16 protein-coding genes are annotated in these 19,065 nt (G+C 57.1%); 7 read left to right on the forward strand and 9 right to left on the reverse strand.

Features of this window, described 5'->3' with window-relative positions:
• Positions 1 to 50 precede the first annotated feature (50 nt).
• Positions 51 to 605, forward strand: coding sequence for a hypothetical protein (locus EDC23_RS06560; RefSeq protein ID WP_134082239.1), 555 nt, complete (start codon positions 51 to 53; stop codon positions 603 to 605).
• An 82-nt stretch (positions 606 to 687) separates the two neighbouring features.
• On the opposite strand, the gene EDC23_RS06565 is transcribed toward EDC23_RS06560, so the two are convergent.
• The 4 genes from EDC23_RS06565 to EDC23_RS06580 are packed head-to-tail and all read right to left on the reverse strand — an operon-like array spanning position 688 to position 4,653.
• Entirely contained in the window at positions 688 to 1,476 is a 789-nt protein-coding gene (locus EDC23_RS06565; protein ID WP_134082241.1) for a beta-ketoacyl synthase chain length factor, read from the reverse strand.
• Positions 1,476 to 2,663 carry a beta-ketoacyl-[acyl-carrier-protein] synthase family protein gene (locus EDC23_RS06570; protein WP_134082243.1) on the reverse strand — a complete coding sequence of 396 codons (1,188 nt, stop codon included), beginning with the start codon at positions 2,661 to 2,663 and terminating at the stop codon, positions 1,476 to 1,478. The genes EDC23_RS06565 and EDC23_RS06570 overlap by 1 nt, the downstream gene beginning before the upstream one ends.
• A gap of 53 nt (positions 2,664 to 2,716) precedes the next feature.
• Positions 2,717 to 4,048 (reverse strand): AMP-binding protein, encoded by a 1,332-nt coding sequence (locus EDC23_RS06575; protein WP_134082246.1) that lies wholly within the window; start codon positions 4,046 to 4,048, stop codon positions 2,717 to 2,719.
• Entirely contained in the window at positions 4,045 to 4,653 is a 609-nt protein-coding gene (locus tag EDC23_RS06580) for a COG4648 family protein (RefSeq protein ID WP_208321298.1), read from the reverse strand. The genes EDC23_RS06575 and EDC23_RS06580 overlap by 4 nt, the downstream gene beginning before the upstream one ends.
• 347 nt (positions 4,654 to 5,000) lie before the next feature.
• Between EDC23_RS06580 and EDC23_RS06585 the strand changes: the two genes are divergently transcribed.
• Positions 5,001 to 6,002, forward strand: a complete 1,002-nt coding sequence (locus EDC23_RS06585) for a chorismate transformation enzyme, FkbO/Hyg5 family (RefSeq protein ID WP_134082252.1) — start codon at positions 5,001 to 5,003, stop codon at positions 6,000 to 6,002.
• Between the two features lie 7 nt (positions 6,003 to 6,009).
• Here EDC23_RS06585 and EDC23_RS06590 read toward each other — a convergent pair whose 3' ends face one another.
• Entirely contained in the window at positions 6,010 to 6,393 is a 384-nt protein-coding gene (locus EDC23_RS06590; RefSeq protein WP_134082255.1) for a hypothetical protein, read from the reverse strand.
• A gap of 123 nt (positions 6,394 to 6,516) precedes the next feature.
• Here EDC23_RS06590 and EDC23_RS06595 point away from each other — a divergent pair, with 123 nt between their 5' ends.
• The 5 genes from EDC23_RS06595 (at position 6,517) to mfd (ending at position 13,324) form a co-directional block, all read left to right on the forward strand.
• A complete protein-coding gene (locus EDC23_RS06595; RefSeq protein WP_279585917.1) occupies positions 6,517 to 7,407 on the forward strand; it encodes a carbon-nitrogen hydrolase in 891 nt (296 codons plus the stop codon).
• A 230-nt stretch (positions 7,408 to 7,637) separates the two neighbouring features.
• Positions 7,638 to 8,156 carry a retropepsin-like aspartic protease family protein gene (locus EDC23_RS06600; protein ID WP_134082259.1) on the forward strand — a complete coding sequence of 173 codons (519 nt, stop codon included), beginning with the start codon at positions 7,638 to 7,640 and terminating at the stop codon, positions 8,154 to 8,156.
• A gap of 124 nt (positions 8,157 to 8,280) precedes the next feature.
• Positions 8,281 to 9,042, forward strand: a complete 762-nt coding sequence (locus EDC23_RS06605; protein ID WP_134082262.1) for a TIGR04219 family outer membrane beta-barrel protein — start codon at positions 8,281 to 8,283, stop codon at positions 9,040 to 9,042.
• Between the two features lie 209 nt (positions 9,043 to 9,251).
• A complete protein-coding gene (locus tag EDC23_RS06610; RefSeq protein ID WP_134082265.1) occupies positions 9,252 to 9,755 on the forward strand; it encodes a DsrE family protein in 504 nt (167 codons plus the stop codon).
• 98 nt (positions 9,756 to 9,853) lie between these two features.
• Positions 9,854 to 13,324, forward strand: a complete 3,471-nt coding sequence (mfd, locus tag EDC23_RS06615; protein WP_134082268.1) for a transcription-repair coupling factor — start codon at positions 9,854 to 9,856, stop codon at positions 13,322 to 13,324.
• Positions 13,325 to 13,451: 127 nt separating this feature from the next.
• On the opposite strand, the gene EDC23_RS06620 is transcribed toward mfd, so the two are convergent.
• The 4 genes from EDC23_RS06620 to def form a co-directional block, all read right to left on the reverse strand.
• Positions 13,452 to 15,131, reverse strand: coding sequence for a putative bifunctional diguanylate cyclase/phosphodiesterase (locus EDC23_RS06620; protein ID WP_166668789.1), 1,680 nt, complete (start codon positions 15,129 to 15,131; stop codon positions 13,452 to 13,454).
• 363 nt (positions 15,132 to 15,494) lie between these two features.
• Positions 15,495 to 17,204: an ATP-dependent nuclease gene (locus EDC23_RS06625; protein ID WP_134082274.1), complete on the reverse strand. Its 1,710-nt coding sequence runs from the start codon at positions 17,202 to 17,204 to the stop codon at positions 15,495 to 15,497.
• Positions 17,205 to 17,930: 726 nt separating this feature from the next.
• Positions 17,931 to 18,314: a SirB2 family protein gene (locus tag EDC23_RS06630; RefSeq protein ID WP_134082277.1), complete on the reverse strand. Its 384-nt coding sequence runs from the start codon at positions 18,312 to 18,314 to the stop codon at positions 17,931 to 17,933.
• 202 nt (positions 18,315 to 18,516) lie between these two features.
• Complete coding sequence (def, locus tag EDC23_RS06635; RefSeq protein ID WP_134082280.1) at positions 18,517 to 19,065, reverse strand: peptide deformylase; 549 nt, start codon at positions 19,063 to 19,065, stop codon at positions 18,517 to 18,519.

The following is a 19,065-nucleotide window of genomic DNA, read 5'->3' on the forward strand; positions in this document are numbered from 1 at the left end:
CTGACACTGACTATTTACCGTCCAAGCCAATAACAAAAGGAAGTCAGACAATGAAAAAAATCCTGTTCATTATGGCAATGTTGCCACTGTTGGGCGCCTGTCAAACCGGTACGCAAGCTAATGGCGGCATCAGCGAGGCTCCCCTGCCTGAGAACCCGAGCATGAATGTCACCATCCGCGAATTCATACCTTTTAAGAAAGACGCCAGAATCTCTCCCAACATCAAGGCGGAATGTATAATTAATGAGCAACTTTCCAACTTTATCCGCACCTATGGCAGCGAGAACAATATTGCGGTAAATCGCGTGGACAGTATCAATACGGCGGGCGAAGGGCATGTTCTGTCAGTCGAGATTGTCGATGCAGTCAGCCGGGGCAACCCTTTTCTGGGACACAGAAAATTTACCGAAGTCAGCGGCACCTTGTATGAAAACGGCAAGGAAGTAGCCTCCTTCACCGCCGCCCGTTTCTCAGGCGGTGGCGCTTTTGGCGGGTTTAAAGGTTCTTGCTCCGTACTGGGACGCACCGTCAAGGCACTGGGCAAAGATATCGCCTTCTGGTTAGAGGACCCCATCGACGGCCAACACCTGGGTGACAGCGTCTGACCTCAGTCGGACTGTTATCCCGGCGTTCCCGCCCTGCTCCGCTCAAACAGTTCAGGGCGGGGGCGGGATAGCCCCCGCGATTTTACACATCAATCCCGATCTGCACGGCCAGTTCGTCATGGTATGGCAAGCTCAGGTCGGTCCCCTCCTCCTTCGCCAGAGCCACCAGCAGCGGTAATGATGCCGCCGCGGGATTGTGTTCGCGCAGTTGTTCCAGCTCTTTTGATAACGCCGGTAACCGGGTTGAGCCCGCCTTCAGTTCGAGTCGCAGACTCCCAAGCGCTGCCGCATTCGCTTGCCCACTCAAAAGGAGTGCTGTGGCGAAGCTGGTGTCCACGTAACCACGCCCGGCCAGGGCAGGCGGCAGGGCAGAGTCATAACAGAGTAACAATACCGGCTGTTGTTGCAGTGTCGCGGCGGTCGCCGCTTCAATCAGCCCGGCAGTAAAGGTATACGCGCCCGCCGCCAGGCTAGTGGAAAATTGCCGTGAATGGCTGGCAATGGCCCAGTAGCCCGCCGGCGCATTGTGAACGGAATTATGAAAGTGGGTCGGCGAGACCGGCCGTTCCGGCAAGGTCAGGCTCTGGCAGATCCGATCCACGACTTCGCCGTCGCCCTCCGACGAGGCAAACACCGAGGCCAGTTCGCTCATGCTATAGCGATTGTGCTGCAAGGCATCCTCGGCGGTCTGCAACGCCAGCTTGATTAAGGCGGTGGTACGACGGCGCTCGTTGGGTGGCAGCAGATTGGGCCGAAATGTCGGCAACTGCTGCCGATCCAGCGTCTGCTCACCACGCAGCACCGACCGGGCCGCGTCCCATCCGGCCATCCCCGGGGCCATGAGACCCACACTGTCGACACTCACCCGCATCAGTCACACCACCCGAATACCAGGGCGCAGTTGCTGCCACCAAAACCGAAGGAGTTGCTCATCGCCACCCGTACCGGCTGCTGCACAGTGTGACGCAATACCGGCGTGGCCAGGGCCGGATCGATCTCCTGCGTATTGAGGCTTCCCGGTAAAAATCCCTGTTCAATACTCAGAGCACAAAAGATCGCTTCGGTGATACCCGCCGCACCCAGTGTGTGCCCCGTCCAGCCCTTGGTCGAACTGCACGGCACATCAGCAAACAGCCGGGCCAGCGCCTGATCCTCGGCCTGATCGTTGGAGGGGGTCGCCGTACCGTGCAGGTTGATATAATCCACCTGATCCGGGGTCACGCTGGCGTGATTCAACGCCTGTTGCATGGCCTGCAAGGCCCCCTCCCCCTGCGGATGGGGGGTGGACATGTGGTAGGCATCGCTGCTTTCACCATAGCCGAGCAGCGCGACGCCCGCTCGCCCGCCGGCCCGCTCCAGCAGGGCAAAGCCGGCCGCCTCGCCAATGTTGATACCGCTGCGGTGCTTGTCCCAGGGGCAGCAAGGCTCGCTGGAGACCAGTTCCAGGGCATTGAAGCCCAGCAAGGTGGTCAGACACAGGCTGTCGATCCCGCCGACCACCGCCGCGTCACACCAGCCCGCCTCGATGTAGCGGCTGGCGGTCGCAAACACCTTGGCACTGGAGGAACAGGCGGTCGAGATCACCTGTGCCGGCCCCGCCAGTTCGAGATAACGGCGTGTAAAGTCGGCACTGGAATAGGTATTGTGGGTATGCCGGTAATCAAAGCTGGCCGGCAGCGGCCCGTTGTCGTCAGCCCGTTGCAGATAGGCCTGTTCAGTGGCCTCGATACCCGAGGTGCTGGTACCCAGAAACAGGCCGATACGTCCGGCCCCGTAGTGCTGGCGGGCCGTGGCCACCCGGGCGGCAAAATCGTCGCTCTCCAGCCCCAGTGCCGCCAGACGGTTATTGCGACAGTCGAACGGCGCCAGCGAATCGGGCAACACTACCGATTCAAGACCATCAACCCGCCCAATCCAGGTCGTCAGGCGCCCGTCATCGTAATCATTGGCGCGCAACCCGCTGCGTTCCTGCAGCAAGGCCGCCTGCGCCATCTGGCGCCCCCGGCCGAGCGCGCTGATGGTACTGCAGGCGGTAATCAGTAAGGGCTCGAACGACATACACTCTTCACGTTAGGTTGCAAGGTGCCACGTTGGCTGGCTGTGGCATACGTTCAGGTATCGCGCTGACGCAGACGTTCCAGCATGGCCAGCAGTTCAGCACGTGGCAACTTGCCGGTTTCATTTCGGGGCAACCGCTCCACCCGATAGAGGGTTCGCGGAATAAAGACGGGATCCATCACGGATCCCATGGCCGCCAGTATCGCCCGTTCGGACAAGGCCGGGGCAACCACCAGCGCGCCGATCCGGCCGCCGCGTTCGCGCTCTTCGTCCTGCAAGACCATCGCCCCGTCTTCCACCCCGGGGATTTCCTGCAAACGGCGAGTCAGATCGGTCAGCGATGCGCGCTTGCCGGCAATATTGATCATATCACTGTCGCGCCCCAGCAGCGTGAAACCCGCCGCCCGGGAATCAATAATATCATTCAACGGCATCGCCCGAGGCAGGAAATCGGCCTCCACATGACAACGCCCCTCCTTGCAGTGCAGGCGCACGCTCTCATAGGGACGCCACAACGGTTCGGTCAAAGTGTGGCGACTGGCGATGGCGCCCGTTTCGGTCGAGCCGTAAATCTCCTGCACCGGACAACCAAAATGGCGTTCCGCCTCGGCCGCCAGCGCAGTGGACAGGGGCGCCGTGGCCGAAATAATCATCTCCATCGGTGGCCATGCCAGCCCGGCACCCACACAGGCACGCAAGTGCACCGGCGTGGTGATCAGCAGCCGGGGGGCCGGCACCTGTAACAACGCCTGGCGCACATCTTCCGGATAAAACGGGCGTTCTCCCTGCATCGCCAACGGCGAATGCAAGGCAAACAAAATGGTGGATTCCAGTCCGTACATATGCTGTGGCGGCACCGTGGCAACCAGCGTCCCACCGGCGAACTGATCCAGCGCAAAACGATCCGCGGCCAGCTCGGCCCCGCGCACCAGATCGCCCCAGTATTTGCCATAGGACCGGGGGGTATCAGTACTGCCGGAAGTGAAGATCACCAGCGCCTGCTGATTGGCGTCAATCAGCGGGGTGCGGTTGATACCGCTGACCTCAGACTGCGGGGTGACAGCAAACTGGCTCAGTGCCAGTTCCGTGCCAGGCTGATCAACCAGACAATAGCTGCCCGGATAATCCGCGGCCACCGCGTGGACCACGCCGGTAGCCCGATTGGGCGGCAACAGGCACACCTGCCCCCGAATCAACAGCGCGGCAAACGCCAGCAGAAACGCATAACGGTCCTCACACAAATTCACGGCGTGTGACGCCTCGGGCAGGCTTTGCGCCAGCGCCTGCGCCTGAGCAAGAAACTTCTGCGTCGATATGGCCTCCCCCTGATGCCAGGCAATGATCGCCTCGGGCGGATGCGTTGTCAGCGGTAGCTTCCGGCTCATTTCCAGCCACCCCGGGAGACGAGTTGTACCATGTTACGCATGAAGCCGATAAAACCGTATCGCGAACGCTGCGGAAAACGCCGCCGGCGCAAAACAAACTCAATAAAGAAAAACAGCAACACCAACAGATACCCCAGCAGGTTGGTAAACAGCGACCACTCCTGACGACTGGCGCAACACGCTAGCAAGACACTCACCACCCCCAGCAGGGTCAAAAACAGTACCCAGGCCAGTGTGACCTGCCGTGTGTAGCGGCGCACCGCCGCATCCGGCTCGCCATCCAGCAAGCGGGCAAAGCGGGTCACCAGCGGCTCCTGGCCGGGCAACAGACTCAGGGCAAAAAGCGCGGCGATACCAAAGTAAAACAACAGTGGAGGCCAGATGAGCAATTCGAAGCGGTCCTGCAGATTCAGCCCGAGCAGGATGACAAGCGTCGCAATCAGCAGGGCAGGCAAATAGCGAAAACCCTGCGTACGCACCCCCGCCAGCACCCCGGCCAACACCCCCAGCACCACGATCGCCGGGAAAAAATGCCCCGTGACCACGCCGTAATGCACGGCAACCGGATAGGCAATCACCAGCAATGAAGAAGCGCGGCGGGCCAAGCTTAGCTGATGCAATGGACAACCGGCGCCAAGGGATAAATGACTGCGCCCGGGGCAAAAAAATACCAAACGCCCCGCATGGGATCCGTGCCCGGGCGTTCGAAGACCGTGCTGTGCACACCGGCATACAGCGCTGTGAGAGAGTCTGGCATGCTCGTTATCCTGTAAAAGACGGCCCCATTCCGGGAGGCTCACGTTAATTATTGTTATTGCCGGCAATTATGCCAAGGCGGTACACGGGTGTTTGTATGGCCGCCGGGTGCCAGATTATATATAATTTGTGTCAGTATTCAATTAACCCCCCACTCGAACCGGATGGCGATGCCGTAACCACCCCCCCACCACCTATGTCACTTCTGTCTATCAATTTCGGCACAACCGCCCCTGTCCCGACTGACAGTGACAGCAAAACGCCGCCGTTTGCGATAATTCGCTACGGCGCCGGCAACAGCCGCATTGCGCGCAATCAAGACGATCTGCTGAAAATCGATGTGGCAATGCCGGTGCTCGGCGATCAGCAACACGCTTGTGAGGTATGGCGCAGCGACCGCCCCATGCAACACGAACAAAGCGGGCCGTTGCAGCTGCTTTACAATGGTATCTTTTTATTCGGTGCCCTGGAGGTGGATGAGCGAAATGGACTTGAACAGGCAACGCAAGACGCCTATACGCTAATCCTGGAGCAACTGCGCAGGCGGGGTTATCCCTACCTGTTGCGTATGTGGAACTATCTGCCGGATATTGTCGGCCCGGATCATGGCGTGGAACGTTACCGGCTTTTTTGCGCCGGTCGACATACCGCACTGGCAACAGAGCCTGGTTACGAATCGCGTCTGCCGGCGGCCAGTGCGCTGGGCACAACCGGCGCCGGTTTTGTCATCTACTTCATCGCCGCATACGAACCCGCGCTGCAGATTGAAAATCCCTTGCAGGTAAGCGCATTTCATTACCCGGCCTGTTATGCACCCAAGAGTCCGTCATTTTCCCGGGCCACGGTTAAACACTGGCCCGACAGTACCCAGTTTTACCTCTCTGGAACGGCCAGCATTCGGGGTCATGAAAGCCGGCGTACGGGCGATATACAGGGCCAGTTGCAGTTAACCCTGGATAACATAGAACACCTGCTGACCCGGGCCCGGGAACAATGCCCGCCGATCCGGGACAATCTGGACAACCTGGCCCTGCTCAAGATCTACCTGCGCCGCGCCGATGATTTCACGCTGGTTCGGGATTATATGCAGCAACACTTCGCCAGCGCCTGTCCCCCGCTCTATCTGCAGGCCGATATATGCCGCAAGGAGTTGCTGGTTGAAATCGAGGGTTGGAGTACCTTTGACAGCGCCCGTTAACCGGCCACTATTTGAATTCAGGAAAGTCCGAGGTCAACTGCCAGCGTTCGGCTTCCCCGTCATACTCCCATTGCTGGGTATCGGTGAATTCCTTTTCGACGGCGTTGTTGGTGTTGAAGTAACTGATTTCCACCAAATGGACCGCTTCGGTTTTGGAAGCCCTGAGGTCCATGACCTTGTAACCGGTTACCTTGATCTCCTTGAGGCGTTCTTTATCGCGCTTGCTGAAGGTGGGGGGATCTTTATAGTATTGCCCGGCCAGTTCCAGGCGCGACCAGCGGATGCTGTGTTCGTAAGCGCGCAAGACCTTGTCCAGTGCATCCAGCTCATTCGGCGTGGTGTTGCAGCCACCCAGTAACAGTGCCAGGCCGATAACCAGCAATGATTTCATCCGTTTCCCCTTGCCGTGAATCCACTCATCATTTGCAGTATAACCAGATTTGATAAATGCGTATATCCTTGACGGTCGCGGCATTGCTACACTATCCCCCTGGAGTAACCGGAAATCGCTCGCATGAAACAGTCTCTGAAAGTTGGCCTGGTCCAGCAGCGTTGCAGTGCCGAGCGCGAGGCCAATCTGCAAACCAGTGAAACGCGTATCCGTGAGGCAGCCGGGGCCGGTGCACAGCTGGTATTACTGCAGGAGCTGCATACCGGGCTCTATTTCTGCCAACGCGAAGATCCGGCCCTGTTCGATCTGGCCGAACCGATCCCCGGGCCCGGCACCGACCGGCTGGGCGCGCTGGCCCGCGAACTGGGCCTGGTGATCGTCGCCTCGCTGTTCGAAAAACGGGCCGCCGGCCTGTACCACAACACCGCCGTGGTACTGGAATCCGACGGCCGCATTGCCGGGATCTATCGCAAGATGCACATCCCCGACGATCCCGGCTATTACGAGAAGTTCTATTTCACCCCCGGCGATCTCGGCTTTACCCCCATCGACACCTCTGTCGGCCGTCTCGGCGTGCTGGTTTGCTGGGATCAATGGTACCCGGAAGCGGCGCGGCTGATGGCGCTGGCCGGGGCCCAGCTGCTGCTCTATCCCACCGCCATCGGCTGGGACGAACGGGACACCGACGAGGAACAGCAGCGCCAGCTGGACGCATGGCAGCTCAGCCAGCGCGCCCATGCGGTCGCCAACGGCCTGCCGGTGCTCGCCTGCAACCGCACCGGCGTGGAAACCGATCCGGTCAACGGCGATCGCATTCATTTCTGGGGCCACAGTTTCGTCGCCGGTCCGCAGGGCGAAATACTCGCCGAAGCCCCCGCCGATGAGGAGCAGTTGCTGATGAGCGAGATCGACCTGACCCGCAGCGAGACGCTACGGCGTATGTGGCCCTATCTGCGGGATCGGCGCATCGACGCCTACGATGACTTGTTATTGCGCTATCGCGACCGCAAATAATCAAAAGCGCCCGCCACAGCGCAGTTTTTTCGTGGTCTGGTCGGGTATGCAGCAGAAGGAAAAGCTTATCTCTCGCAAAGACGCCACGGCGCAAAGTAACCTGATATCGATCATACTCAGCGGGCTCTGCGCCTTTGCGAGAACCTGGTTTGCGGTCAATGTGTACAATGTTTCGGTGCGCTGTGTGCTCGAAAGGACAACCTGCCGGAACGGCGCAACAGGATAGTGAGATGAATTCACCCGAACAACAGCAACAGAAGATCGGCAAGAGCATGGTGTTTGCCATGTGGCTGGTGATCCTGGCCCTGCTGACCCTGTTTTTTGACAAGTACCTGGGCGATCAGCACAACCCCAACCAGCAGGTAACCCAACGCCAGGCCGACGACGGTCGCAGCGAGGTGGTGCTCAAGCAAAACCGCCAGGGCCATTATATTGCGAACGGCCGGATTAACGGCCAGGAAGTCACCTTTTTGCTCGACACCGGTGCCACGGATATCGCCATTCCGGAAAAAATCGCCAACCGGCTCGATCTTCCCCGCGGGCGGCAGGTTCAGTTTCAGACCGCCAACGGCGTGGCCCGGGGATACAGCACCCGGCTCGACAGCGTCAGCCTCGGCAATATCCGGCTTGGCGATCTGCCCGCCTCCATCAATCCCCATGCCGGACATGACGAAATTTTGCTCGGTATGAGTTTCCTCCGCCAGCTGGAGATGAGCCAGAAGGGCGATACCCTGACCCTGCGGCAGTAACCCGGCCTCACCGGGTCTGTAACCGCCGCACAAATCTGAATTAAACTCCTTGCATTCACAATCAATACGATAATAATTACACTTATAATCAGGAATTCACGCACTACCCAATAAGGAACCGATCATGATGTTACGTAAACTTGCCATTATCCTGCCCGCGCTGGCGGTAAGCTCGACAGCCTTCGCGGACACCCTTGGCGCACGCTTCGGTGCCGGCATGTGGGACCACACCCCCGGCGGTCACCTCCGTTATCAGACCTCCAACAGCAACCACAACGCGGATCTGCAGGACGACCTCAATCTGGAGGATGACCAGGAGGGCTATTTCTACGCCCTGGTCGAACACCCCGTGCCGTTGATCCCCAACGTCAAGCTGATGCGGACCGGCCTGACCAGCAACGGCTCCGGGACGATCAATTCGGAATTCACCTATGGCGGCGAAACCTACGAGGCCAACCAAGACATTACCTCCGAACTGCAACTGGATCACACCGACGTCACACTCTACTGGCAGTTGCTGGATAATGTGGTCAGTTTTGATTTCGGGCTTACCGCCAAGATGATTGACGCCGAGGCGACCCTGCGTCAGACCAGCGGTAACGAGAAAACTGTCACCAACAGCTTCGACGGCGTCGTCCCCATGGGGTATCTCGGTATCGGCGCCACACCGTGGCCCGGCGTGGAACTGCGCCTGGAAGGCAGCGCCCTGAGCGTAGGTGATAACAGCCTGACCGACTATACCGCCAAGGTCAGTTACACCACGGACTTCCTGCTCGGGGTTGAAGCCGGTTACCGTTCACTGGAACTGGAACTGGATGATCTGGATGATGTCGATGCCAACATGGAATTCGACGGACCCTTTGTCGGACTTTATCTGGACTTCTAAAAACACAGGGACGAGTGACGAGGGCCGAGGGACGAGGAGCAATATCATCCTCTTCCCCGGCCCTTTTCTTTTGCCCGACGCAATAACATTACGCTTAACAAGACATATTTATTTCTGTTAACGGCGCTTTTACTCGTCACTCGTTCCTCGTTACTCGGCCCTGTCTCTTCTATACTGGGTTATACAGGCCCCGTTAAAGGAGTGCCGCCATGACCCGTCCACTTGTTCTGTTGTCCGCTCTGTTGTTGTTCTATAGCCCTGTGCATAGCGGGGAGATTGTCAAAACCCCGTACGAGGATCCCAAAGTGGTGTTCGACTTCTATTTCGATCACCCGGAGAAGATCAACTCGGCACTGTACTGGGTACGTTCTTATATCAATCCGCTGGGCGAGGCGCCGTATAACTTTTCGCCCGAGTTCATGAGTGTCAAGGTGGTGATTCACGGCACCGAGATCGTCACAGTCGCCAAACATAATTATGAAAAATACAAAGACGCGGTGGATCGGATGAAGTATTACGACCAGCTGGGGGTGGAGTTCATCGTCTGCGGTCTGGCCGCCAAGGATTATGATTACAGCACCGACGACTTCCAGGATTTCATCAAACTGGCCCCGTCGGCCATCACCGAACTGGTCCACTGGCAGCAGCAGGGGCACGGGCTGATCACGCCCAATATTATGGATAAAAAACTCTCGATCGATGAAATTCGCTGAATTCCGGCCGTGAACGGCGCGGATAGTTTTCACATCCGCCACCGAACCGGCTAAAATAGCCGCCCTGTTTTCGCCGTGGTCAGCCGCCAACCGTTCGCATGTCAGACGTCTCCCTGTGTAATCCGTTTCATCCGCCGTTGCCCGCCCGTGCCGGCGAACTGTCCCGCTGGGGACAGCTGTATGGCAACAGCCCGGCGCTGGTCATCAGCCAGGCGGCCCGTGAACACAACGGGCCGCTGGTGGTCATTGCCGCCGACACCGCCGCCGCCCAGCGGCTGGAATACGCGCTGCGCTTTTACCTGGCCGACACCGAGCTGCCGATTCTCAATTTTCCGGACTGGGAAACCCTGCCCTACGATGTCTTCTCGCCCCATCAGGACATCATCTCCGGGCGCCTGACCAGCCTCTATCAGCTGCCCGCTATGCAGCAGGGCATCCTGCTGATTCCGGTACAGACCCTGATGCACCGCCTGCCACCGCCCGATTATCTGCAGGCCAATACCCTGATGCTGGATCTCGGCCAGACGCTGCAACTGGACGCGATGCGCCGGCGCCTGGAGTCAGCCGGCTATCAGTGTGTCTCGGCGGTGATGGAGCACGGCGAGTTCGCGGTACGCGGCAACATTCTCGATCTGTTTCCCATGGGCAGTGACCGGCCCTATCGCATCGAACTGTTCGATGACGAGATCGAAAGCATCCGGATCTTCGATCCCGAAACCCAGCGCTCCACCGACAAGGTCGACCAGGTCCGCCTGCTGCCGGCCCACGAGTACCCGCTGCACAAGGAGGCCATCTCCCGCTTTCGCCAGGCGTTTCGCGCCCGCTTCGAGGGCGATCCGCAAAAGGCACGGGTCTACCAGGATGTGAGCGAGGGGCTGGCCAGCGCCGGAATCGAATACTACCTGCCGCTGTTTCACGAACAGATGGCCACCCTGTTCGACTACCTGCCGGGCGAAACCCTGTTCCTGGGCGAAGCCTCCCTCGAGGAGGCCGCCGAGGCGTTCTGGGGTGAGGTCGGCCACCGCTACGAGCAGCTGCGCCACGATCAGGAACGCCCCCTGCTCAGCCCGCCCGAGCTGTTTTTACCGGTCCCGGAGCTATTCGCCGGCCTCAAACAGCACCCACGGGTCGCGCTGCAAAACTTCAAGTTCGAGGATGACTCGGCGATCCAGTTCGCCACCGAAGCCCCGCCCCCGCTGAACCTGGACGTGCGCGCCGCCGAGCCGGCCCGCCAGCTCAAGGCATTTCTCGACCACTTCCCCGGCCGCGCCCTGTTCGCCGCCGAAACCACCGGCCGGCGCGAATACATTCTGGAGATGCTCGGCCACTACCACATCCGCCCGCGCGAGGTGGAGAGCTGGCAACAGTTTGTCGACAGCGACGAGCCGCTGGCCATCACCGTGGCGCCGCTGGATCAGGGGCTGCTGCTGAACGACCCCGCCCTGGCGGTCATCGCCGAAACCCAGCTGTTCGGCCAGCAGGTCCTGCAGCGGCGTCGGCGCAAACAAAGCGATCGCGACAGCGACGCCATCGTCCGCAATCTGGCCGAGCTGACTGTCGATGCGCCGGTGGTCCACGAGGATTACGGCGTGGGCCGCTACAAGGGGCTGCAGACCCTGCAGCTCAACGGCCAGGACACCGAGTTTCTGACTCTGGAGTACGCCGGCGGCGACAAGCTCTATGTGCCGGTCAGCTCGTTGCATCTGATCAGCCGCTACACCGGCGCCTCGCCGGAGACCGCGCCGCTGCACAAGCTGGGCAGCGGCCAGTGGGAGAAGGCCCGGCGCAAGGCCGCCGAGCGGGTGCGCGACGTGGCCGCCGAACTGCTGGACATCTACGCCCAGCGCGAGGCCCGCCACGGTTACGCCTATCATATTGACGAGGCCCAGTATCGCGCTTTCGCCGCCGACTTTCCGTTTGAAGAGACGCCCGATCAACAACAGGCCATCGACAACGTCCTCAAAAGCATGCGTGCCGATCAGCCCATGGATCACCTGGTCTGCGGTGATGTCGGCTTCGGCAAGACCGAGGTCGCCATGCGCGCCGCCTTCATCGCCGTACAGGACGGCAAACAGGTGGCGGTGCTGGCCCCGACCACCCTGCTCACCCAGCAGCATCTGGAGAACTTCCGCGATCGCTTTGCCGACTGGCCGGTGCGGGTCGAGGTCCTCTCCCGCTTTATCAGTGCCAAGCAGCAACAGGCGATCCTGCGCGAGCTCGAAGCCGGCAAGGTGGACATCATCATCGGCACCCACAAGCTGCTGCAAAGTGATGTGACGTACAACAACCTGGGGCTGGTGATCATCGACGAGGAGCACCGCTTCGGCGTGCGCCAGAAGGACAAATTCAAGGCACTGCGCGCCGAGGTGGACGTGTTGACGCTGACCGCCACCCCGATCCCGCGCACCCTGAACATGGCCATGTCCGGTATGCGCGATCTCTCCATCATCGCCACTCCGCCGGCGCGGCGTCTGGCGATCAAGACCTTTATCAGTGAATGGCAGGACGGCCTGATCCAGGAAGCCTGCCAGCGCGAGATCCGCCGCGGCGGCCAGGTCTACTTCCTGCACAACGATATCGAAACCATCGAAAAACAGGTCGCCAAACTGACCGAGCTGGTGCCCGAAGCGACGATTCGTCACGCTCACGGTCAGCTGCGCGAGCGGGAGCTGGAACAGGTGATGTCCGACTTCTATCACCAGCGCTTCAATATTCTGGTCTGCACCACCATTATCGAAACCGGCATCGACATCCCGTCGGCCAACACCATCGTCATCAACCGCGCCGATCGCTTCGGCCTGGCCCAGCTCTATCAGTTACGCGGCCGAGTCGGCCGCTCGCACCATCGCGCCTACGCCTATCTGATCACCCCCTCGCGCCGGGCCATGAGCCAGGACGCGCTCAAGCGCCTGGAAGCGATCGAATCGATCCAGACCCTGGGCACCGGCTTCACCCTCGCCACCCATGATCTGGAGATCCGCGGCGCCGGGGAGCTGCTGGGCGACGAACAGAGCGGTCAGATGATGGAGATCGGTTATCACATGTATACCGAACTGCTGGAGCGCGCGGTCAAGGCATTAAAAGAGGGCCACGAACCCCAACTGGACAAACCCCTCAATCACGGCGCCGAGATCGATCTGCACTGTCCCGCCCTGATCCCCGAGGAATACCTGCCCGACATCCACGAGCGGCTGATCCTCTACAAACGCATCGCCAACGCCGCCGACTCGCAGGAACTCAAGGATCTGCAGGTTGAGATGATCGACCGCTTCGGCCTGCTGCCCGACGCCGTCAAAAACCTGTTTGCCGTCACCCAACTCAAACTGCAGGCCCTCCCACTGGGCATCCGCAAGATCGAACTGGGCGAAGAAGGCGGCCGCATCCTGTTCGTCGAACAACCCGACATCGATCCCATGCGGATCATTCAGCTCATCCAGCAACACCCCAACGACTACAAACTCGACGGCGGCGAAAAACTGCGCATCAACAAGGAACTGCCCGATACCGGGGACCGGATCAAGGAACTCAACAACCTGCTGGCGACACTGGCAGAAAAAGAAGCAGCCTGAAGATCAGGGGCTAGGGGCTAGTCTCTAGTTAAATACGGAAATAGGTATACTGTCCCCGTGAATTGATGGAATCGCCTCCCACAGAGAGGAAGCTTGGATAAAGAAAATGAATCTGTCATCTTTCTTTTCAGTTCTCGTCCTTGTCCTCACCGAAGTGGGCTATCCAGTTTTGGAGCTCCGGTTCCGGTAACGCCGGACTCCAGAGGAATCCCTGGCCAAGCTCGCAACCCAGTTCCGCTAAAACGCTGGCCTGCGCCTCGGTTTCCACGCCTTCCGCCGTCGTTTTCATCCCGAGAGCGTGGCCCACTTCGATCATGGCGCTTACCATCCGCCGGACGCGCTCGTCACCCACAATAGGTGAGACGAATGAGCGATCGATCTTGAGCTCCGTGGCGGGGATGTTCCGAAGGTAGGCAAAGGAGGCGTAACCGGTTCCAAAATCATCGATGCTGACGCCCACCCCGGAGTCGCGAAGCTGATGGAGCAGCCCCAGGGTCATGTCCGGCTCCCGCATGATACCGCCTTCGGTGACTTCCACCAGGAGGCTGGCGGGATCGGTCCCGGTAGTCCGCAGAAGATCGAGCAGATAGGTCACCATGGCCGAATCAGCCAGGTTGCGGGTGGCCAGGTTGAGGCTTACCGGCGTGGCCAGGCCGCTGCGGGCGAGTTCGACCGCCTGACGGATCACGAACCGACTAAAAGGCTCGATAAGACTGGTCTGCTCGAGCTTGGGCATGAACTGTCCGGGGGGAATCAATCCGTTCTCCGGGTGGCGCCAGCGGATCAGGCCTTCCACCCCGCCAGGTTGCCGATCACTGAGGCGGACCTTGGGCTGAAAATGGAGCTCAAACTCCCCCGCCTCCAGGGCTTCCTCGGCCTGGGCGATCAATGTGACACTCTGGTGGTTGTCCGTTTCGAGCGAGGGCTCGTAGTTGACCCAGTCCCTGTCGAGTGTTTGAGCCCGATGCAGGGCCACCCGCGCACGGCGGATTAGCTCTGTGGCTTGAACACCCGTATCCGGCCCCGCGTGGCCCACCCCGATGGCCGGTTCCAGCCGAACGGGGGCGTCATCCACCTCCAGCGAGGCTCTGGCCGCATCGTGGATTTGTCGGGCAAGCCGTCGGGTTGAGGTTCCCGGGTCCACAGGCAGGATCAGACCCAGCTCCGAGCTGGAAAAGCGATAGAGCCCACCGAGTTCCGGCAAGGTCCGATTGATCTGATCGGCCCACTTCCGCATCACATGGTCGGCACCCTCAAGACCGAGGATATCCACGATTTCCGCCAGATCGGTGGCCCGTATCAGGGCCACCCCGGGGCTGGGAACATTGTCCGGCAATTGGGCCAGGCAAGCGTCAAGATCGTTCTGAAAGGCCGCCTGATTGGGAAGACCGGTTGCCGGGTCCTTTCGCATCATCGCCAACTGGGCAGCCTGACGCCGATACAACGTAGTGAACAGTACCCCGGTGACAGACCCGACAAGCAGGAAGGCTCCTGACCGGATTAGCCATTGCTCAATCGTCTGTGGAGTCGCGAGAACCACGTCAAAGGGCATCCAGGGACCGATCAGAAGAGGGGCCACCACGCCTATCGCCACTCCACCCGTCACTCCGTAGAAAAAACCGGCAACCAGGATCGGAAACAGCAAGGCGTAGGTATAGGGTCCGCCAGCGCCACCGGTTGCATAGACGAGGAACACACCCAGAACAAGGAAGATCAGGATCAGCCCCATACGAACCCAATGCCGGGGAAGCGGGGTTAAGAAATCCGATCCAACATCGGCCACCAGGGCCTTTACCTGATTAGTCATTTTGTCCCACCAAAATTGATCAGCCATCTTTTTGTCAGGAAACAATGATTGTCGGCCCAAGTAGATATGTTTTCGATCTCTCGGTCAAGACTAAAAAAGGGAACTTTACGGATTATGTGGATCATCCAGCCAATCCAGAAATATCCTAACGGGTACAAATTCAATGTTGTCTAGAAAATACGTATTAACAAGAAACTTCCTGATACCGGGGACCGGATCAAGGAACTCAACAACTTGCTGGCGACATTGGCAGAAAAAGAAGCAGCCTGAATTTAATATTTTTTCAACGCAGAGGCGCGAAGGCGCAGAGGACGCAAAGAAAAGAAATTACAGAAATAAATCTACCACCTTTTTCTTGTGCTGTTATAAGTTATTCCAACTTCTGATAACTCGGCATAGCTCTTCAAGCTTTTCTCCCAGATCGAGCACTCCAGCTATTGACTCTCGAGTCATATGTGGAGCTAATTTTTCAGCAAGGAGTGACTTTCTACTAGAATAATAATAACCTTGGCCATTCTCTACCCCATCAAGGTAATCAAAAAAATTAGCGTACTGATCTACTTGCTCAATATTCTGGCTATCGCGCCAAGTGGCAATAGACTCAGCTGGAATATAATTCTCTATCTCTTTTCCCTTTGTGACCCATGAATACCCTTCATTGTCACTAATTTCCTCAATAATGCGTCGTTTCGTAGAGTTTAGTCTCGCCTGTTGTGTACGCTTGTCACTATCGATTAAAATTGCACAATTTCTGTTCGCCCTCAATATTGAAATACCTTCTTCGACCAGCTCTGGCTCCTCACTAGATAAATGAGCTAAAAGTCTTCCACCATAAAAAACACACTGATAATGGTTGCCTTCATTTAGTTGACCATTAGACCAGAGATCAATCCATCGATTTAAGTAAATTCTATCTGAAGGGCCTTCTACCCAGATGATGCCATTAGATTGCAGCAAATCACTAGCACGAACATCTAAATCGTCTAATATCCCACGATTTTCGATATATGTCTTTACAGTTCGAGCAGCTGCCTTAGCACCATCGTGAGTTACATGCAGTAATTGCGCCTCCTGATCTTTACTAAAGAGATCTATTTCAACGTTAGAATGAGTAGTAAGAAAGAATATACATCCGAATGTATCAGAAATATTGCGCAGGTATGAAAGAAGCCTTCTTTGTAGTGCAGGATGGAGATTGTTTTCTAATTCTTCGAACCCAAAAACGAAATCAGACAATGGTCTTTCAGCAACAACCGGGATAAGATGAATATAAATAAGCACCAAGATAATTGTTTTAAGGCCACTACCTGATTGCGACAAAGGGACTCTACCTTTAGATTCTTCCTCGAGATATATTTCCCACAACCCAGAATCAAGTTGTTGACATACGATATCAATGAAGACAGCGTCTGTTAAAAATATCTTATTCAGTTCATCAAGTAGATTTCGCTCAACCAACTCGCTTTGTAAGTTAGCCTTATTAATAAAATTTTGAATTATATTAGTAGCACCCCTGCCATCGCCATATATATCCAGATTAGAATTATCACTTTCTGGCGCAATATTTCTTTCAGCATAAATACGGCGGAATAGTTTTTGGGATAGTGGATTTTTCTTTTTGTCAGCTATTTTCTGCAAAAAGTTATGCCCATTCTCAATTTGATCTAGAGGTCTTGAACCATCTAAACAATTTCCGATTGATACAAACTTTTGCCCTTGCGCAGCCCCTAAACTCCACGTTAACACCGCACCAATGAATCTTTTCCCAAATTGCCAATGATTTCCGGTTAATAACCCGCCACTTGTGTTTTCACGAAAAACCCCTCTTAGTTCTTGCTCGACCAATTTGGCTTCAGCAATTATTTCTGGATTATTTCGGCCATGCCAATTCCCCTCAGGAATATCAACCTTTCCTTTTATTGCATAGTCGATTAAGTCAATAAGAGTTGATTTTCCTGAGTTGTTCCGGCCTATTATTAAATTAATTGACTTTATCTGATCAAAGCCCTGTTCTTGTTCGCCAAAACATTTTAGATTCTTGGCCTTAACTGAAAAATTAAGTAATTCTTCCATAACTATTTGCAACAGCTTTATAAATTAATGAATTATTGCGCCAGTATATCTATAAGCAATTCATATATAGTTCTTCAATCTTAGCAAGCATTTCCCCGTTTTTCTAAATTCCGGGGACAATACAGCTATTTACCTACTAAACCACATTGGAGTATAAATTAGTATACTACCCCTGAGCCCCTTCCCAAAAAATTGCGATCAGGATCAATAAGTTATGACTTTGTTGACCTTGCGGCATATCTTTAAGATCCAGCTCAGCTATGAATAAAGACACAATACGCGATAACCCCTAATCCTGGCTAGTGGGCTCTTAATTCCCGTCTGACGCCGCCGAGCATCGCAGTGGAGGGAGGAATCGCCCGAAGGGTGCGCGCATGGACGCGCGCACTCGCCAGTCGGCACACGGAGGTGCCGTCTGGCGAGCCCGACTGGAGCGAGAAGCGCAGGGAACCGGTTCAGCCATTGGAAATGGCTGGACCGGCGGCGTCTTTCGGGAGCGGTTTTTGGTGACTTTTTGCCGCTTCAAAAAGTTACTCGCCGCGCGGGCGCGAGAGCCCGCTTTCAAAATCACAGCTCGCCCGCAGGGCGATCCTTTTGATAGCACGGTGGCCCTAACGCAAGTCGCCGATGAAATCGCCTCCCACAAAGCAAAATGGACACCGGCTTGTGCCGACATGACGACAGATCACCCCTCCCTACCCCTCCCCTTGAAGGGGAGGGAAAGTATTAGAGAGTGACCAGCCACCCGAGCGGATGATGATACAACGCCACACTCACCATATACACAAACACCAGAATCGCCACCAGCCAGTACGCCAGTCGCTCGCGCCGGCTTCTGGCAAAGCGGAACACCATCAACCCCAGCCCGATATACACCAGCAAGGCGATCAACTTGGCAGTCAGCCAGCCGTGCACCAGCGGATACTGCTGGATCAGCACGGCCATCCAGATACCGCTGACCAGCAACACGGTATCGTTAACATGCGGAACGATCTTCACCCACTTCTGGCGCATGAAGCCCGCGTTCATGAACAGCCCCAATCCGCGGATCACAAACAGACTGATCGTGATAACCACCGTACTGACATGAATAATTTTCAACCAACCCATCTATCCAATCCTGTCTGACTTTTTCTGTATTTTTATCCGGTTTTATTTATTCTTGCCAAAATAATTTTCTCTCTGTCATGTGCGTCATAGCATCACGCACGATGGAACACCACTGTACCGCACCCTGTCCCGAATCAAATCGCAGTGTAGCCGCTCCGGCAACTGCCGACTGCTAACTGCCCTCTGCCAACTATCTTTGGATTTATTCCCGGGACGCTGGCCCACTACCAGGCACGCCGTATTGAACCAGTTCCTCCTCGAAGCCGAAATAGCGCATATCCTCCATCCGCTGCGGATAGAGGATGCCGTCGAGGTGGTCCACTTCGTGCTGCACGACCCGGGCGTGAAAGCCGCTGACTTCGCGTTCGATGGGCGTCCCGGCCGGATCGAGGCCACTGTAGCGGATCCGGGTATAGCGCGGGACCAGGCCCCGCATGCCCGGCACGCTCAGGCACCCTTCCCAGCCCACTTCGCGCTCCTCATCCATCCGGGTGATGACCGGGTTAATGAGGATAGTCCGCGGCACGCTCTCAACCTCGGGATAGCGAGGGTTGGCGGCCACCTCGAAGATCACCACCCGCTGCGACACGCCAATCTGGGGCGCGGCCAGGCCGGCGCCGTCCAGGGCCTGCATGGTATCGAGCATGTCCGCGACCAGGTCGTCGAGCTCCGGCGTATTGAATTCGCTCACCGGCCCGGCAACCTGTTGCAACAGCGGATGCCCCATTTTTAGCACTTCTTTGACGGCCAT

The organism is Thiohalophilus thiocyanatoxydans, from assembly GCF_004366735.1.
Lineage (GTDB): Bacteria > Pseudomonadota > Gammaproteobacteria > UBA6429 > Thiohalophilaceae > Thiohalophilus > Thiohalophilus thiocyanatoxydans.

What these genes read in the sequence shown, in the direction of transcription:
- EDC23_RS06585 (WP_134082252.1), top strand. Translation starts at nt 5,001, where the DNA reads ATGTCACTTCTGTCTATCAATTTCGGCACAACCGCCCCTGTCCCGACT.
- EDC23_RS06625 (WP_134082274.1), bottom strand. Translation starts at nt 17,204, where the DNA reads ATGGAAGAATTACTTAATTTTTCAGTTAAGGCCAAGAATCTAAAATGT.
- EDC23_RS06570 (WP_134082243.1), bottom strand. Translation starts at nt 2,663, where the DNA reads ATGTCGTTCGAGCCCTTACTGATTACCGCCTGCAGTACCATCAGCGCG.
- def (WP_134082280.1), bottom strand. Translation starts at nt 19,065, where the DNA reads ATGGCCGTCAAAGAAGTGCTAAAAATGGGGCATCCGCTGTTGCAACAG.
- EDC23_RS06610 (WP_134082265.1), top strand. Translation starts at nt 9,252, where the DNA reads ATGACCCGTCCACTTGTTCTGTTGTCCGCTCTGTTGTTGTTCTATAGC.
- EDC23_RS06605 (WP_134082262.1), top strand. Translation starts at nt 8,281, where the DNA reads ATGATGTTACGTAAACTTGCCATTATCCTGCCCGCGCTGGCGGTAAGC.
- EDC23_RS06630 (WP_134082277.1), bottom strand. Translation starts at nt 18,314, where the DNA reads ATGGGTTGGTTGAAAATTATTCATGTCAGTACGGTGGTTATCACGATC.
- EDC23_RS06620 (WP_166668789.1), bottom strand. Translation starts at nt 15,131, where the DNA reads ATGACTAATCAGGTAAAGGCCCTGGTGGCCGATGTTGGATCGGATTTC.
- EDC23_RS06595 (WP_279585917.1), top strand. Translation starts at nt 6,517, where the DNA reads ATGAAACAGTCTCTGAAAGTTGGCCTGGTCCAGCAGCGTTGCAGTGCC.
- EDC23_RS06560 (WP_134082239.1), top strand. Translation starts at nt 51, where the DNA reads ATGAAAAAAATCCTGTTCATTATGGCAATGTTGCCACTGTTGGGCGCC.
- EDC23_RS06565 (WP_134082241.1), bottom strand. Translation starts at nt 1,476, where the DNA reads ATGCGGGTGAGTGTCGACAGTGTGGGTCTCATGGCCCCGGGGATGGCC.
- EDC23_RS06590 (WP_134082255.1), bottom strand. Translation starts at nt 6,393, where the DNA reads ATGAAATCATTGCTGGTTATCGGCCTGGCACTGTTACTGGGTGGCTGC.
- EDC23_RS06600 (WP_134082259.1), top strand. Translation starts at nt 7,638, where the DNA reads ATGAATTCACCCGAACAACAGCAACAGAAGATCGGCAAGAGCATGGTG.
- mfd (WP_134082268.1), top strand. Translation starts at nt 9,854, where the DNA reads ATGTCAGACGTCTCCCTGTGTAATCCGTTTCATCCGCCGTTGCCCGCC.
- EDC23_RS06575 (WP_134082246.1), bottom strand. Translation starts at nt 4,048, where the DNA reads ATGAGCCGGAAGCTACCGCTGACAACGCATCCGCCCGAGGCGATCATT.